Below are 15,053 nucleotides of genomic sequence, written 5' to 3'. Positions count from 1 at the left end.
CCGGAACAGCCTCAGTTCGCCGAATCCGGCGCCGGCCCGGCACCCAACTCGGCGCGGTCCACCGTGACCAGCAGCGCCAACGAGTCGGCGGTGCGGGCGCAGAAGGCGTCGACGTCGGCGAGACCGCTGGTGAGGCCTCGCATGGTGGTGGCGGCCATCAGCAGGTCGAAGGCGGCCTCGGCGACCGCGGCGTTGGCGTCGTCGGAACGTTCCGGGAAGGCCGCGGCCACCCGCGCGGTCAGCGCGGCGCGGGCGGGGTCCTCGGATCGTGTGACCAGACGCTCGTAGACGCCATCGTCGGAATGGTAGGCGGACAGCAGCCCCGGGATCGCCGCCCGGGTCGCGGGTTCCGCGATCCGCACGAGGAACATCCGGGTCCAGGTGAGCAGGTCCGCGTGCAGGTCGTCGGTGGCCTCGGGCAGGGCAACGTCCTGCATCCCGAAGATCGCGTCCTCGATGAGCGACTCCCGGGTCGCCCAGCGCCGATAGATCGCGGCGGTGCCCAGCTTCGCCCGGCGGGCGATCGCGGTGATGGTGGTCTTCTGATAGCCGCTTTCCACCAGCAATTCCCTGGTGGCGGCGAGGATGGCCTCGTCGACCTGCGGATCGCGAGGTCGTCCCACCCCGGCGGTGCCGGTTCGGCGATCTCTGCGTTCATCCACAACCGCGGACAGTACCGGACGTCTTTCGGCGAAACCAATACGTTGCGGAGCGCTCCGTAATAGATTGCGGTCAGGCATCCATCGACGAAAGGGCAGGCCATGATCACCCCGCACGACGAATTGCTCATCCACCAGCTCCCCACGACCCTCGATCACGTCTCGCAGAGCGACCTGCGCTGGACCGAGCGCATCGTGATGTACGGCTTCGACAAGTCCGGCGAGATCAGCATCATGACCGGCATGGCGAAGTACCCGAACCGCAACGTTCTCGACGCCTACGCCATGGTCACCCGCAAGGGCGAGCAGGCCCGCGTCGTCCGCCTGTCCACCGAGCTGAACCCCCAGACCGGGGCCCTGAACGCGTTCAGCGTCGGCCCGTACACGTACGAGATCGTCGAGCCGCTGCGCAAGGTGCGCTCCACCGTCGAGTCCAACGAGCACGGCCTGAGCCTGCAGCTCGACTTCTCCGGCGACTTCCCGGTCTACGAGCAGACCGCCGCCTTCCACCGCAGCCGCGGCCGGGTCCGCGAGGATGCGCGCCGGTTCTACCAGAACGGCACCATCACCGGCTGGATCGAGATCGACGGCGAGCGCATCGAGATCGACCCCGAAAACTGGTGGTTCGGCCGCGACCACTCGTGGGGTGTGCGCCACGGCGGCGGCGGCGGCAGCCTGCCCGAGGGCGGGAACATGCAGCCCTCCGAGGTGCCGGCCGGCGTCCTCTACTACATGGGCATCTTCCAGTTCGACGACGAGGTGGTGCACTTCGCACAGCGCGAGACCCACACCGGGGAGCGTTGGCAGTTCGAGGGCGAGGTGCTCTTCCCGATCGACTCCGGCAAGGAGCCGCTGCCGATCATCGACGTCGAGCACGACCTGGACTTCCGTGACGACCTCCGCGTCGTCAAGTCCGGCACGTTCACCGTGCACCGCGCGGACCGCACGACCGACGTCATCGAGGTCAAGCCCGTGTGCGACTTCTGGCCGGGCCTCGCCGGGTACGACGAGTACAACGGCTACGCGTCGGGCATGTACCGCGGCAAGGACTTCAGCGACAGCTTCGACGTCGACATCACCGACGTCGACGAGATCCGCAAGGTGAGCATGCTCAGCGAGACGCTCGTCGAGGTCCGGATGGGCGACAAGGTCGGACACGGACTGGTGGAGATGGTGTTCATGGGCGTGAACCCGCGCTACGGCTACACCGACTGGAGCGCCAACCGATCCGGTGCGGGCAATGACTGAGCGGGTCGCGCCGGAGAACCTGGCAGCCGCCCTCGAACCCATTGTCCAGCAGCGCATTCCGGGCGCACAGAACGCGAAGATCGTCGACTGGAAGCGCACCGAACGCGGGTTCTCCACCGAGACCTACCTGTTCAACCTCGAGGGGGCCGAGCACGAGTCGGCCGGGTACGTCTTCCGACGGCCGCCCGAGGTCTCGCTGTTCCCGGACTACGACCTGCGGCGCCAGTACCTGGTCTCGGAGCGGCTCGCGCCGACCGATCTCCCGGTCCCCAGCGTCCGGTGGATCGACGCGGACGACAACCCGCTCGGCACTCCGTACTACGTGATGGACCGCATCGGTAATGCCGAGGCGCCCAGCGACTTCCCGTCGTACCACACCGCCGGCAACTACTTCGAGGCCGACGAGCAGGGCCGGGCGAAGATGTGGTGGGAGTGCGTGGAGACGATGGCGCAGGTGCATCTCCTGGACCCCGACGAGCTGCGGCTCGGTTTCCTGGCGATGCCCAAGTTCGGGGACAAGCCGGTCGAGCAGATCGTGAACTACCTCGACTGGGCCGTGCGCTGGGCGGCACCGGAGTTGCCCCCGGTGATGGAGAAGGCCCTGACCTGGCTCAWGGCCAACCTCTACGACCCGGAGCACGTGACGTTGGTCTGGGGCGACGCCCGCATGTCGAACATCCTGTACACGCCGGACCTTTCGGTCGCCGGCGTACTCGACTGGGAGATGGCGTACCTGGGCGACCACGAGGCCGACCTGGCCTGGGTGCTGTTCCTGGACTGGGCGTGCAGCGAGTACGAGGGACACCCGGCCCTGCCCGGCACCCCGACGCGGGAGGAGACCGTCGCCCGCTACGAGGAGCTGACCGGCTGGAAGGTGCAGAACCTGCTGTTCAACGAGGTGCTCGGCGCGGTGCTGCTCTCGGTTCCGCTGCTGCGCCTGTCCACCCATCTGAACCTCGGTGACAACGTCAGCATCACCGGGTTCTGCATGGCCCGACTCGAACAACTCCTGGGCGACGCCTAGAAGTTGTTCACCCCCTGGTGAACTGGATGGAGCTCACCAGGGGCACGGGGTCCCGGGTGTCGGTGTGTGGTCGACAGACCCCACACCGGCGCCAGGGGCCCTTCACGTGTCACGCATGCCGAGGGCGGCTACGGCAGCGCCCTACGATGATCACGTGGCAACGACGAGATAGACATGCCAACCTGCGATGTGTAACAAACCATCGACGCCACCCTATTGTCAGATCGTGAGCATTCCTACCTATCTCGACGACTCCCCCCGGTTTCGGGTTCGCACCACCCTCGTCTGCTCGATGGCGGTCGTGGGACTTACCGCGTCGGTACCGGCCGCGACGGCCGCACCCGTATCGAGTGCACCCGCCGACTGCGTCCCCTTCGGCACCGCGCAGGTGCCGCCCGGTCTGCCGTCGTTCGGAGCCAGGGATGGGTTGGCGGGCCTGCCGGAGTTTGTGGGGTCGGACGCCCCGGCGAGCGTCGAACTGCGTACCCAGACCACACAGTTCAACAAGTTCTGGGACTACGCACTTGCCGGGAACGCGCTGCTCACCCGGCCCCGGGTGTGGAATGGCGCCAACCCCGAGCCGTGGCGATACGCCCCGCTGCCGACATGTCTGCGCGAGCGCCTCGTCGGGATCTCGGTGGACGACGACGAGTTGGTCGCGGTCGACGAGGACGGGTGGATCTACACCATGGACAACGCCTCGCAGGCCCCGGTTTTCTGGAACTGGACCTCGTCGTTCGGGGCGCCGCTGTGGACCGGCCGGGGCAAGCAGTTGCCCGGCGGCGATCCCGGCACCTGGGCGCTGAGTGTCGGATCGCCTTGGGACAACCAGACCTATGCGGACGTCGCGGGCCGGATTCACTTCTTCGGGCTCGCGAAGATGACGATGGTGCCTGCACTGACCGGGGACGGCAGCCGCATCACCTACGCCGACCCGTGGCTGCCCGACGACGACAGCTACGAGATCGGTGGCCCGGTGGGCGGACGCTTCCAGTCGATCGCGCTGTCCTCCTCGGCCTCAACCACTTTCGTGATGAACAAGTACGGCGACATGTACACCCGCAACTACGACATCGACGGTACCGGCGGCGACTCGGTGTTCTTCCGCTACAGCTGGGACGATCAGAGCGGCAAACCCACCGCGCCGAACTCCGCGTTCGAGTCGTGGTTCCACCACTTCGCGGCGATCCAGCTGCCCGCCCAGGACTGGGTGCACCAGCCCAAGGTCCCCGGCGAGATCACCTCGGCCATCAGCGTGCACTCCACCGGCGTGGGCCCGGACCGTCGCGAGCTGCGGGTTGCGGGCCGCCGGGACGGCAGGTCCGGCTTCTGGCACAAAGACCTGAATGCCCCGGCCTGGTCGTTCACTGCCACCGGCGCGCCCCTGCCCGGCACCCCGCTGAAGAATCCGCAGTCAGACCGGTCGTCGGACACCCTGGCGCCGCCCGCGCCGTGGAATCTGTCGGCGCAGTTGCCCGCTCGCGACACCCTGATCGACGCCGAACTGCTCGTCGAGGCACAGGTTCCGTACTCGATCCTCGATCCGCGCCTGCTGGACGAAGCCGGCTTGCACGCCGGACCGTCGCCCTACCGGCTGTCCGTCGAGCATTTCGATCCGGCCGCGACCACCCGGCCCGCCACGGTCACCGCACCCGACGGGAAGACGATCCCGGTACTCCTGCACACCGCGGACGGCCTGCGCCTGGGGCCGCGCGGTACCGGCCTCGACGACCAGCCGAGGCATCTGGTCGGTGCGATCGAGGTACCCCGTGCCGCATACGACGCGCGTGGCGCGGATCCCACCCTCGATGCGTTCGTGCGGGACTGGTCGCGGGGCAAGCGCGTGGCACCCATCACCCTCAGCGCCACCGATCACGACCTGGTCGTGCGATAGCCACGCACGCTCCTTCCGATGATCGCGGATCCACAAAGGACGCTCTGCCCGAAGCTGACACAACCAGCGGAAGGCCCAGGAAAGGGAACCACCATGAGCCCGAGCCGCCGGTCCGTGTCGATCGGAGCCGCAAACCACACGACCACGTCGGTGCCGGGCTTCGGGCGCCGCAGCGCCGAAGCCTCGCCGCCGCCATCGGGTTCCGTCTTGGTTGTCGGGGCGGGCATCGCGGGGCTCGCCGCGGCGCGCGACCTGGCCCGAGACGGCCGCCCGGTGACGGTGCTCGAAGCGCGCGACCGCGTGGGCGGCCGCCTGTGGACCGATCGGAGCTGGCCGGACCTGCCGCTGGACCTGGGCGCCTCCTGGATCCACGGGGTCGAGGGCAACCCCGTCACCGAGCTGCGCGACGAACTCGGCCTCCCCACCGCGGTGCTCAACACGAGCCAGGTCACCGCCTACAGCGGCCGCCACCGCCTGGGCCCGGCCGCACGGTCCGAGTACGAAGCCGACGCCGAGGCGGCCATGGCCGCGATAGACGAGCTGTCCGCACGGCCGGCGTTCGCGAACAGGTCCTTCGCGGCCGCCGTCGACCAGGTGCTGACGCAGTTGCGCCTGACCGGGATCCGCGCCGACCACGTCCGGGACACCGTCCACCAGTTCGTCCAGGACGCCTTCGGCGCCGACGCCGACCGGGTCCCGCTGTGGATCACGCGGCACCACGAAGGCCACGGCGGCGACGAGGTGGTCTTCCCCCGCGGCTACGACGAGCTCGCGACCCGCCTCGCCGACGGCCTGGACGTGCGTGTGGGCCACGTCGTCGACCGCATCGTCCACGACGCCGCCGGCGTCCGGGTGCACACCGACCGCGGTGTCTTCGGCGCCGATCACGTGATCGTCACCCTGCCGCTGGGCGTGTTGCAGGCCGGTGCCGTCGCCTTCGAGCCGCCGTTGCCCGCGGCGAAACTGGAGGCGATCGGGCGCCTCGGCATGGGCGTCTACAACAAGCTGTACCTGCGCTTCGACACCCGGTTCTGGGACGACGCCGAGGTCATCGCCCAGTTCGGTCTGCCGAACGAACCGATGGCCGCGTGGTATCCGCTGCACGGCGTCACCGGTGTGCCGGTGATCGTCGCGCTACGCGGCGGGTCGGTCGCGCGCCGCATCGAAAGCCTCGACGACACAACCACCGTCGCCGAGGGGATGCTCGCCCTACGTGCCATGTACGGCGAGAGCGTGCCCGAGCCCCGCGCCTACCGGATGACGCGCTGGGCGTCCGACCCCTTTGCCCGCGGCTCCTATTCCTACCCCGGCATCGACTCGACGCCGGACGACGCGGCCACCGTCGCCGAACCGATCGGCAACCGAGTCTTCTTCGCCGGCGAGGCCACCCACGCCACCGAGGCCTCGACCGTCCACGGCGCCCTGCTGTCCGGCCGCCGCGAAGCCGGCCGCATCGCCCGGATCGGATGACGATGTCGCCTCGCCGCCTCGCCCCGGTTTGATCCGGGGCGAGGCGGATCGCTACGCGTACAGCGCGTTGAACACGTCGCCGTACTTCTCGTGCACGGCGCGCCTCTTGATCTTCAGGCTTGCGGTGAGCTCCCCGCCTTCCGGTGTCCACTCGGTCGGCAGCACCCGGTAGCGCTTGACCTGTTCCACCCGCGCGAGGTCCTCGTTGGCGAGCTCGACCGCGCGGTCGATCTCCGCGATCACGTCGGGATGCGTCGCGAGGTCCGACGGCGACGCGACGTCGATGCCCTGCGCGGCAGCCCACGCCGTCACCGCCTCCTGGTCGAGCACGATCAGTGCCACCAAGTACGGCCGGCGGTCGCCGTAGGCCAGCGACTGACCGACCAGGGGGTGCTTGGTCAGCAGCGCCTCCACCGCGGCCGGGGCGATGTTCTTCCCGCCCGACGTGATGATCAGGTCCTTCTTGCGGTCGATGATGTAGAGGTGTCCGTCCTCGTCGACCCGACCGACATCGCCCGAGTGCATCCAGCCCTCGTCGTCGGTCACGGAGACGACGGATCCGTCCTCCTGGAGGTACCCGGCCGACACGATCGGGCCGCGCACCAGGATCTCGCCGTCCTCGAGCAGCCTGATCTCGGTGCCCGGGATCGGGGTGCCGACCGAACCGAACCGGAAGTCCGTCTCGCTCGTCGAGGTGGCCACTCCGGTGGTCTCGGTCATCCCCCAGGCCTCGACGATCGCGATGCCCTGCTCCCGGAAGTACTCCTGCACGTCCACCGGCAGCGGCGCGGCGGCGCTGCATGCCCAGGTGACCTGGTCGAGTCCGACGTCCGCGAGCGACGAACCCGGTCGCGACCGCAGTGCCGCGGCAAGCTTCTCCCAGATCCGCGGGACGCCGAAGACACTGGTGGGGCGCGTCTGGCGGAGCACCCCGACCAACTGGCTCGGATCGGGGCAGAACGTCACGTGGCCGGCCTTGTGGATGGCCATGTAGACCGACACCATGCGTTCGGCGATGTGCGCCAACGGCAGGTAGCAGACGCTGCGGAAGTGCTGGGGCGTCGGCGCAGCCGCGTCCCTGGCCTCGGCATTGGCGATCACGTTGCGGTGCGTGAGCAGCACGCCCTTGGGGACGCCGGTGGTGCCGGAGGTGTAGATCAGCGTCACGGGATCGTCCTCGCCGATCTCGCGCCAGGCGGCCTCGAACGCCTCGAGATCCACTTCCTCCGTCACCACGTCCGACCACTTGACGAAGCGTTCGTCGTCGGCCACGCAGGCCTCGGGATCCAGCACGACCACGCGCTCGAGCTCGGGCAACTGGTCCAGCACCGGCAGCCAGCGTTCGACCTCGGCGACGCCTCCGAGCACCGCCACCCTGGCCCGGCTGTGCTTGGCGAGGTACGCGATCTGGGAGGACGGCATCGTGCCGTAGACCGTCGCCGGGAGCGCACCGAGATGCACGACCGCCTGGTCCGTCAGCCAGTGTTCGGGACGGCTGGACATCATGATCGCGACGCGATCACCCTTGTGCACGCCCAGACGGGAGAGCCCCAGCGCGATCCTGGCGATGCCCGTCCGGGTCTCGTTCCACGTCAGGAGCTGACCGTCGTGGGACAACGCGGGCATGTCGCCGTACTGCTCGGCGTTGCGGTGGAGTAACTCGGGAATCGTCGACATTGCAGAGCCTTTCACTGAAGTGCGGCCGGAGCCCGCTCGGGTCGGATCGAACGAAGTGCGCAAGAAGGTGCGTCAGCCGACGGTCACGGACGGCTGGGTGGATCTGGTGCTGGCCTGGCGGAGATAGTCGGCGCGGCGAAGGAATCGGGTGCGCACCCAGTACGACAGCGTCGACTTGGGCCACAGCAGCGTGTTTCGCCCGGTGACGGGATCCTGGTACCAACTCTTGCATCCACCGGCCTGCCAGACGGTCGAGGAGAGCCTCCCCTGCAGGAACTGGTTGAAGCGATCCTGGGCGTCCCGCCGAACCTCGATCACTCCGCCGCGGCCCGCGTACCGCAGGCACTTGGCCATGTACCGGGCCTGGGCCTCGATCATGAAGACCTGCGAGTTGTGCCCGAGGCCCGTGTTCGGGCCGCACAGCAGAAAGAGGTTCGGGAACCCCGCCACGGTCGTCCCCAGGTACGCCTCCGGACCCGACTCCCACTGCGAACCGAGGGCCACGCCGTCGCGTCCGCGGATCGGCACCCGGCTGAGGCTGTTCTGCGCATCGAAGCCGGTGCCGAAGATGATGACGTCGGCGTCGTACTCGGTTCCGTCCGTGGCGACCACGGACTGTGCACGGACCTCCTCGACGCCGGCGGTGACGACGTCGACGTGCGGCTTGGCGAGGGCCGGGTAGTAGTCACTCGAGATGAGCAGTCGCTTGCAGCCGATCTCGTAGTCCGGCGTGAGCTTTGCCCTCAGCTCGGGATCGCGGATCTGCCGCTGGAGGTGCCCCGAGGCGAGGGCCTTCGTGGGACCCATCTTGGACGTGTCCGAGACGAATCCCTTGGCCCGCTTCTCGTGAATCCAGAACAGGCGCGCGCGGCGGTTCCATCGCTTGATCGGGTTGCGGCGCATCTCTTCCCGTTCGTCCTCGCTGAACGCGCGATTGACCTTGGGAACGATCCACGGGGCGGTCCGCTGGAAGAGCGCGAGCTTGGCGGTCTGGTCGACGATGGCGGGAACGAACTGGATCGCGCTCGCACCGGTGCCCACGACGGCCACTCGCTTGCCGTCGAGGTCGCACGAGTGATCCCAGTGCGCGGAATGGAACACCGGGCCCTGGAAGTTCTCGATGCCGGACAGCTTCGGGTAGGAGGCGTGGTGCAGGACCCCCATCGCGGACACCAGGAATCGTGCCCGAAAGACCGCGCCGTCCTCCGTGTCGACCCTCCAGGACCCGTCCTGCTCGTCCCAGTCGGCACCGGTGACCTTGGTGCCGAAGCGAATACGCTCGGTGATCCGAAGTTCCGCGCTGGTGTCGCGGAGGTACTCCAGGATCTCCTGCTGCGGCGCGAAGAGGTGTCGCCAGCCCGGGTTCTGCCGGAAGGAGAACGAGTAGAGCGGCGACGGGATGTCGCACGCACACCCGGGGTAGGTGTTCTCGCGCCACGCACCGCCCACGTCGTCGCCCTGCTCGAGGAGCAGGTAGTCGAGCCCGCCCGCGCGGGAGATCGTCGCAGCCGCCGCGAGGCCGGAGAAGCCGGCGCCGAGGATGAGCACGTCTGTCCGTGTCGAATCATCTTGTGCGTTGGGAGAAGTCATCGTTGATCCTGTTCGATTTGCGGCTCCGGTGGCGCCGGCGGCGGCGGGACGGACTGGCCGAGTGAGCGGTAGATGGCATCTACGAGGGCCCGTCCGCGCTCGTTGAGCAGCGTCCCCGGGCCCTGCTTGTTCATGGTGTAGCCGACGCTGAGGCCGAACTCGGGGTCCGCGAACCCGATCGAGCCGCCCGACCCGCAGTGGCCGAAGGCACGGCTTCCGATCCGCATGCTGTGGCCGTCGCCGAGGTGCGCGCCGTTGTCCATCGACAGCATGAACCCGCCGCGGAACCTGGTCCGCATCAGCAGGGTCGCGTCCAAGCCGTCGGACACCGGCATCGAATGCGCCGGAGCCGATTCGAGACCTCCGAGACTTCCCACGACGGGACCGCGAAGGACGTTCGCGTACATCTGCGCGAGGCCTCGCCCGTTGGTGACACCGTTCGCCGCGGGGATCTCCGCGGCCCGGCCGGCGCGGGTGTTCACGCCCACGCGGGACCAGTCCCCCGAGTTGAACACGAAGAGATTCGGGATCGAACCACGCTGGTGGAGTGCGGCATCGAGGAACGGCGTGGTGGTGACCTCGCCGGCGATCCCCTTGACGATCGGAGCGATACGCGGCTCGATCTCCGACGGCAGTCCGATCCAGAAGTCGAGCCCCTGCGGACCGGCGATCTCCGACGCGAAGAACTCGCCGATCGACGAGCCGGTGGCGCGGCGCACCACCTCACCGAGCACAAACCCGAAGGTCACCGGGTGGTAGCCGTGCCGCTCGCCCGGCCGCCAGAACGGCGCCTGGTCCGCGATCCGGCCGACCATGTACTCCCAGTCCTCGAGCATGCCGGATCCGAGCGGCTCTCCGAGCACGGGGATCCCTGCCGAGTGATTGAGCAGCATTCCTATCGTGATGTCGCCCTTGCCGTTCGCGCCGAACTGCGGCCACACCTGCGTCACCGGCATGTCCTCGCTGATCTCGCCGGACGCCAGGAGCAGGTGGACGCAGAGCGCGACCGCGGCCTTGGTGCACGAGAACACGACACCGACCGTGTCCCGTTCCCAAGGCCGGCCCGTCTCGGGGTCGGCGACACCGCCCCACAGGTCCACCACCGGCCTGCCGTCCACCAGCACGTGCAGGGACGCTCCCACCTCGCCGCGCGCGGTGAAATTCCGGTCGAACTCCTCCGCCACCGCGGCGAAGGCCGGGTCGACCACGCCACTCACCGGCGCCGCGGCTCCTGCCCGATCGCAATTCGTCATTGCGACAGCTCCTTTCACGAGCGACGAGGAAGGGAAGATCAGCGGTACAGGCCCTGGGTGTTGATCCCCGCGCCCCCGTCGACCCGCAAGGACTGGCCGGTGATGGCGCCGGCCCCGGACGACATCAGGAACAACACCGACGCCACCACCTCGTCCACCTCGACCAGGCGCTTCATCGCGACGTTCCGCAGCACCCGGTCCCGGGTCTCCTCCGGCATGGAGAGAACCTTGGGGGTCGCGACCAGCCCGGGGACGATCGCATTGACCCGGATACCTGCGTCGGCCCACTCGGCCGCCAGCGTGCGGACCAACCCGAGCACTCCCGCCTTGGCGGCTCCGTACGACACCTGACCGGGCAGACCGTCCAGGGCCCCCGTCGAGGAGAACAGGACCAGATTCGCGCGACTGCTCTCGGTCAGCGCGGCGTAGGCGGCCTGCGCGGTCCAGAACTGGGACATCAGATTCGACTCGATGTCCTGACGGAAGACGCTCGGGGAGAACGACTTGGCGCGGTGGACGGTCGCGACGCTGGCGGCGGCACCGATCAGACAGTCCAGCCCCCCGAGGCGGGACACCGCCCCTTCCACCGCGCCCGCCGCGGCCGTCTCGTCCGCGAGGTCGGCCTCGAAGAGCGGGATCGACGCGAGGTCGCCCGGCAGGGCCGTTCCCGGGCGGTCGATTCCGGCGACCTCGCAGCCGAGTGCCGCGAGGGCCCCGATCAGCGCGGCACCGATCCCGCCGGCTGCACCCGTGACGATGACCTTCATGCCGGGACCCGGGCCCGTTGCGGGACCAACTGATGACAACTCCATGGCGGACAACCGCCTTCCTGTGTACATCGACCTACTGGATGATGTTTGCGCCCAATGGCATTGGGTCGATCAGACGATCGACCTCTCGAATGCGCATCAAGTTACCCACGTCACTACGACTCCGTCAATGGGGTGCGGAGGGGGTAGACAACCGCGCCGATCCAAAGCTAAAGTGAATTCAGTTTACCAACGAGAGGTGGAACATGTACGAGACTTTGATCTACTCCGTCGCAGGCCCCGTGGCCACGATCACGTTCAACCGCCCGGATCGCCTGAACACCATCGTTCCGCCGATGCCCGACGAGCTCCAGGACGCGATGACGAAGGCGAATCGTGACCCGGAGGTCAAGGTCGTTGTCGTCCGCGGAGCCGGCCGATCATTCTGTGCCGGTTACGATTTCAGCGGCGGATTCAAGCACTGGGACGACCAGCTGACGACCGACGGCAAGTGGGACGCCGGCAAGGACTTCGTGATGGCGACCGCGCAGTCGGAGTCCCCAACCCAGAAGTTCATGAGCATCTGGCGTAGCCCCAAGCCGGTGATCGCCCAGATCCACGGCTGGTGCATCGGCGGCGGCAGCGAGATGGCCCTCGGCGCCGACATCGTCATCGCCTCCGAGGACGCCCGGATCGGCACCCCGTACGCGCGAATGTGGGGCTGCCACCTCTCCGGTATGTGGATCTACCGACTCGGGCTGGCGAAGGCCAAGGAGTACGCTCTGACCGGCAAGCCGGTCTCGGGCGTGGAGGCAGCTGAGATCGGACTCATCAACAAGGCGGTGCCGTTTGCGGAACTCGAAGCCGAGGTTGCACGGCAGGCCGCGCAGCTCGCCAGCATTCCCGTCTCCCAACTCTCCGCGATGAAGCTCATCGTGAACCAGGCGTACGAGAACATGGGCCTGGCCAGCACCCAGATGCTCGGACCGATCCTCGACGGCCTGATGCGCAACACCCCCGAGGCGCTGGAGTTCATCGAGCTCGCCGAGAACCAGGGCGTCGGCGCTGTCACCACCCTGCGGGACACGCCGTTCGGGGACTACAGCACCGCACCCAAGGAAGAGCAGCCGGACCCGAACAATGTCATCATCCCCTGACAGATCCCCCCACGCGCTGACGGCCCGAGGTGGCGCCACTCGGTTGCGCCTCATCGAGGCCGCCCGCGCGGAACTGCTGGAGACCGGCGGCACCCTGGAAGTGGCCAAGGTCGCGGCTCGCGCCGAGGCCTCTCCGGGGCTGCTCTACCGGTACTTCGGCGCAAAGGACGGCCTGGTCGCGGCCGTCGTCCACGCCTTCTACGACGCTTATGACGACGCGGTTTTCGCCGTCACGGTGTCCGCGGACCTGGGCTGGATCGAGCGGGAGCGGCTGCGCCTGTCCAGGGAGATCGACTTCCTGCGCGAGGATCCGCTCGCCCCGATCGTGGTGGGCAGGCGACTGCGCGAGCCGTCGGCGTCACAGGCCGACGCCGAGCGGCTCGCGACCCAGATCGACATGGCCGCGCGCAACATCGCTCACGCGCAACGCAGCGGCGAGGTCGATCCCGCGGTCGACGCACGACTGGCCGCGGCCGCGTTCCTCGGCGCCTTCCGCGAACTCATGGCCGAGGCCATGAGCCGCGAGGTCACCCCCTCACGGCAGGACCTGCTGGACACCATCTGGCGCCTCGGCACCAGCATCATCCCGGGCACCTGAAACATCGGAATCCTTCGTGCACAGTCAATTTCATCGAACTTGGCTGTGCACGAAGGCTCTGAACTCACGAATCGGCGCTGCTACCCTGCCGCCAGTCCCGGTCATTCGACACCGCCGCACGAGCCATGCCCGCTCGCGTGCGGCCACAGGAGACAAACATGGGAAACCTCGCACTCAACCTCGCGGCCAGCGCCGCGAACACCCCGCATGCGCCGGCCCTCCGACTGGGCGACCTCACTCTGGACTACGCGGCCGTCGATGCCGCCGCCGCACGCGTCGCCGGACTGCTCCGGGACCGGGGAATCCAGCCGGGCGACGTCGTCGGGATCTGCCTGCCGAACGTGCCGTCCTTCGCCATCTGCTACTACGGCGTGCTCAGGGCCGGCGGTGTCGTCGTCCCGCTCAATCCGCTCCTGAAGGAGCGTGAACTGACGTACCACCTCGCCGACTCGGGCGCCAAGGTGCTCTTCGCGTGGGAGGACGTCGCGGAAGCTGCCCAGGCCAGTGCCGCCGCCACCGGAACAGAACCGATCATCGTGACCGCCAACGGGTTCGACGAGCTCCTGGCACTGGCCGCGCCCGCGCCCGCGTACGAGGAACGCGACGACGACGACACCGCCGTCATCCTCTACACCTCCGGCACGACGGGCAAGCCCAAGGGGGCCGAGCTGACCCACGCGAACCTCTCGGCCAACTGCGACGTCGTGGCCGAGGTCCTGCTCAACCTCTCGCCGAGCGACGTGGTCCTGGGCGCGCTCCCGCTGTTCCACGTCTTCGGCCAGACCTTTGCGTTGAACACGGTCGTCAAGGTCGGCGCCCTCCTCACGATGTTGCCCCGGTTCGACCCGACGGCGGCTCTCGAGGTGCTCGAACGGGACCGCGTCACGGTGTTCGAGGGTGTCCCGACGATGTACACCGCGTTGCTGCACCATCCCGACGGCAAGTCGTTCGACCTGTCCGGTCTGCGGTTGTGCGTGTCCGGCGGTTCGGCGATGCCGGTCGAGGTGATGCGTGGTTTCGAGCAGGCCTTCGGCTGCACCGTGCTCGAAGGGTACGGCCTGTCGGAGACCAGCCCGGTGGTCTCGTTCAACCTCCCCGATCGCGAACGCAAGGCCGGCTCGATCGGGCTTCCGGTGCCCGGCGTAGAGATGCGCCTGGTCGACGACGCCGGACACGAGGTTGGCGGCGATGAGGTCGGCGAGATCGCCATCCGCGGCCACAACGTGATGAAGGGGTACTGGGGCAACCCGTCCGCGACCGCCGCGGCGATCCCCGACGGCTGGTTCCGCACGGGCGATCTGGCCCGCCGCGACGGCGACGGCTACTACTTCATCGTCGACCGGAAGAAGGATCTCGTCATCCGGGGCGGATACAACGTCTACCCCCGAGAGATCGAGGAGGTGCTCTACGAGCACGAGGATGTCGCGGAGGTCGCCGTCATCGGCGTCCCCGACGCGAGACTCGGCGAGGAGGTGTGCGCCGTGGTGGCACTGCGGCCCGGCGGCACCGCGACCGCCGAGGACCTGGTCGAGTACGCGAAGCGTCGAGTTGCCGCCTACAAGTACCCGCGGCATGTGGTGCTCGTCGACGCACTGCCGAAGGGTGCGACCGGAAAGATCCTCAAGCGGGAGATCGTGGTGCCGTCCGACCTCGGAAGCGATCTGTCCGACATCCGCTGAGTCTGGCGAATGCCGACCGGTTCCAGGCGTCGGCCGTCCTGCTAGATTTTTTCCT

12 protein-coding genes are annotated in these 15,053 nt (G+C 68.4%); 7 read left to right on the top strand and 5 right to left on the bottom strand.

What is annotated here, in order from left to right:
- Positions 1-11 precede the first annotated feature (11 nt).
- Positions 12-662, bottom strand: a complete 651-nt coding sequence (locus AC1DU4_RS02445) for a helix-turn-helix domain-containing protein (protein ID WP_477837515.1) — start codon at positions 660-662, stop codon at positions 12-14.
- A 99-nt stretch (positions 663-761) separates the two neighbouring features.
- On the opposite strand from AC1DU4_RS02445, the gene AC1DU4_RS02440 reads away from it, so the two are divergent.
- The 4 genes from AC1DU4_RS02440 (at position 762) to AC1DU4_RS02425 (ending at position 6,295) form a co-directional block, all read left to right on the top strand.
- Positions 762-1,907: an Rv3169 family protein gene (locus tag AC1DU4_RS02440; RefSeq protein WP_477837514.1), complete on the top strand. Its 1,146-nt coding sequence runs from the start codon at positions 762-764 to the stop codon at positions 1,905-1,907.
- Positions 1,900-2,931, top strand: a complete 1,032-nt coding sequence (locus AC1DU4_RS02435) for a phosphotransferase family protein (RefSeq protein ID WP_477837513.1) — start codon at positions 1,900-1,902, stop codon at positions 2,929-2,931. The genes AC1DU4_RS02440 and AC1DU4_RS02435 overlap by 8 nt, the downstream gene beginning before the upstream one ends.
- 292 nt (positions 2,932-3,223) lie before the next feature.
- Positions 3,224-4,825 carry a hypothetical protein gene (locus tag AC1DU4_RS02430; RefSeq protein WP_477837575.1) on the top strand — a complete coding sequence of 534 codons (1,602 nt, stop codon included), beginning with the start codon at positions 3,224-3,226 and terminating at the stop codon, positions 4,823-4,825.
- A 93-nt stretch (positions 4,826-4,918) separates the two neighbouring features.
- Complete coding sequence (locus AC1DU4_RS02425; protein WP_477837512.1) at positions 4,919-6,295, top strand: flavin monoamine oxidase family protein; 1,377 nt, start codon at positions 4,919-4,921, stop codon at positions 6,293-6,295.
- A 51-nt stretch (positions 6,296-6,346) separates the two neighbouring features.
- On the opposite strand, the gene AC1DU4_RS02420 is transcribed toward AC1DU4_RS02425, so the two are convergent.
- The 4 genes from AC1DU4_RS02420 to AC1DU4_RS02405 all read right to left on the bottom strand — a co-directional run bounded on the left by AC1DU4_RS02420 (position 6,347) and on the right by AC1DU4_RS02405 (position 11,582).
- On the bottom strand, positions 6,347-7,972 hold the full coding sequence (locus tag AC1DU4_RS02420; protein ID WP_477837511.1) for an AMP-dependent synthetase/ligase: 1,626 nt from the start codon (positions 7,970-7,972) through the stop codon (positions 6,347-6,349).
- 72 nt (positions 7,973-8,044) lie between these two features.
- Positions 8,045-9,562, bottom strand: a complete 1,518-nt coding sequence (locus tag AC1DU4_RS02415) for a flavin-containing monooxygenase (protein ID WP_477837510.1) — start codon at positions 9,560-9,562, stop codon at positions 8,045-8,047.
- On the bottom strand, positions 9,559-10,815 hold the full coding sequence (locus AC1DU4_RS02410) for a serine hydrolase domain-containing protein (protein WP_477837509.1): 1,257 nt from the start codon (positions 10,813-10,815) through the stop codon (positions 9,559-9,561). Before AC1DU4_RS02410 ends, AC1DU4_RS02415 begins: the two co-directional genes overlap by 4 nt.
- 38 nt (positions 10,816-10,853) lie before the next feature.
- On the bottom strand, positions 10,854-11,582 hold the full coding sequence (locus AC1DU4_RS02405) for an SDR family NAD(P)-dependent oxidoreductase (RefSeq protein WP_477837508.1): 729 nt from the start codon (positions 11,580-11,582) through the stop codon (positions 10,854-10,856).
- A gap of 248 nt (positions 11,583-11,830) precedes the next feature.
- Here AC1DU4_RS02405 and AC1DU4_RS02400 point away from each other — a divergent pair, with 248 nt between their 5' ends.
- The 3 genes from AC1DU4_RS02400 (at position 11,831) to AC1DU4_RS02390 (ending at position 14,998) form a co-directional block, all read left to right on the top strand.
- On the top strand, positions 11,831-12,721 hold the full coding sequence (locus AC1DU4_RS02400) for a crotonase/enoyl-CoA hydratase family protein (RefSeq protein ID WP_072843270.1): 891 nt from the start codon (positions 11,831-11,833) through the stop codon (positions 12,719-12,721).
- Positions 12,722-12,764: 43 nt separating this feature from the next.
- Positions 12,765-13,319, top strand: a complete 555-nt coding sequence (locus AC1DU4_RS02395) for a TetR/AcrR family transcriptional regulator (RefSeq protein ID WP_477837507.1) — start codon at positions 12,765-12,767, stop codon at positions 13,317-13,319.
- 158 nt (positions 13,320-13,477) lie between these two features.
- A complete protein-coding gene (locus AC1DU4_RS02390) occupies positions 13,478-14,998 on the top strand; it encodes a long-chain-fatty-acid--CoA ligase (RefSeq protein WP_477837506.1) in 1,521 nt (506 codons plus the stop codon).
- Positions 14,999-15,053: the final 55 nt, after the last annotated feature.

Source organism: Rhodococcus sp. P4_F5 (genome assembly GCF_056401315.1).
The sequence above is the reverse complement of the archived record's forward strand: the minus strand, read 5'-3'. Positions and strand labels throughout refer to the sequence as shown.

What these genes read in the sequence shown, in the direction of transcription:
- AC1DU4_RS02430 (WP_477837575.1), top strand. Translation starts at nt 3,224, where the DNA reads ATGGCGGTCGTGGGACTTACCGCGTCGGTACCGGCCGCGACGGCCGCA.
- AC1DU4_RS02415 (WP_477837510.1), bottom strand. Translation starts at nt 9,562, where the DNA reads ATGACTTCTCCCAACGCACAAGATGATTCGACACGGACAGACGTGCTC.
- AC1DU4_RS02390 (WP_477837506.1), top strand. Translation starts at nt 13,478, where the DNA reads ATGGGAAACCTCGCACTCAACCTCGCGGCCAGCGCCGCGAACACCCCG.
- AC1DU4_RS02420 (WP_477837511.1), bottom strand. Translation starts at nt 7,972, where the DNA reads ATGTCGACGATTCCCGAGTTACTCCACCGCAACGCCGAGCAGTACGGC.
- AC1DU4_RS02400 (WP_072843270.1), top strand. Translation starts at nt 11,831, where the DNA reads ATGTACGAGACTTTGATCTACTCCGTCGCAGGCCCCGTGGCCACGATC.
- AC1DU4_RS02405 (WP_477837508.1), bottom strand. Translation starts at nt 11,582, where the DNA reads ATGAAGGTCATCGTCACGGGTGCAGCCGGCGGGATCGGTGCCGCGCTG.
- AC1DU4_RS02440 (WP_477837514.1), top strand. Translation starts at nt 762, where the DNA reads ATGATCACCCCGCACGACGAATTGCTCATCCACCAGCTCCCCACGACC.
- AC1DU4_RS02425 (WP_477837512.1), top strand. Translation starts at nt 4,919, where the DNA reads ATGAGCCCGAGCCGCCGGTCCGTGTCGATCGGAGCCGCAAACCACACG.
- AC1DU4_RS02410 (WP_477837509.1), bottom strand. Translation starts at nt 10,815, where the DNA reads ATGACGAATTGCGATCGGGCAGGAGCCGCGGCGCCGGTGAGTGGCGTG.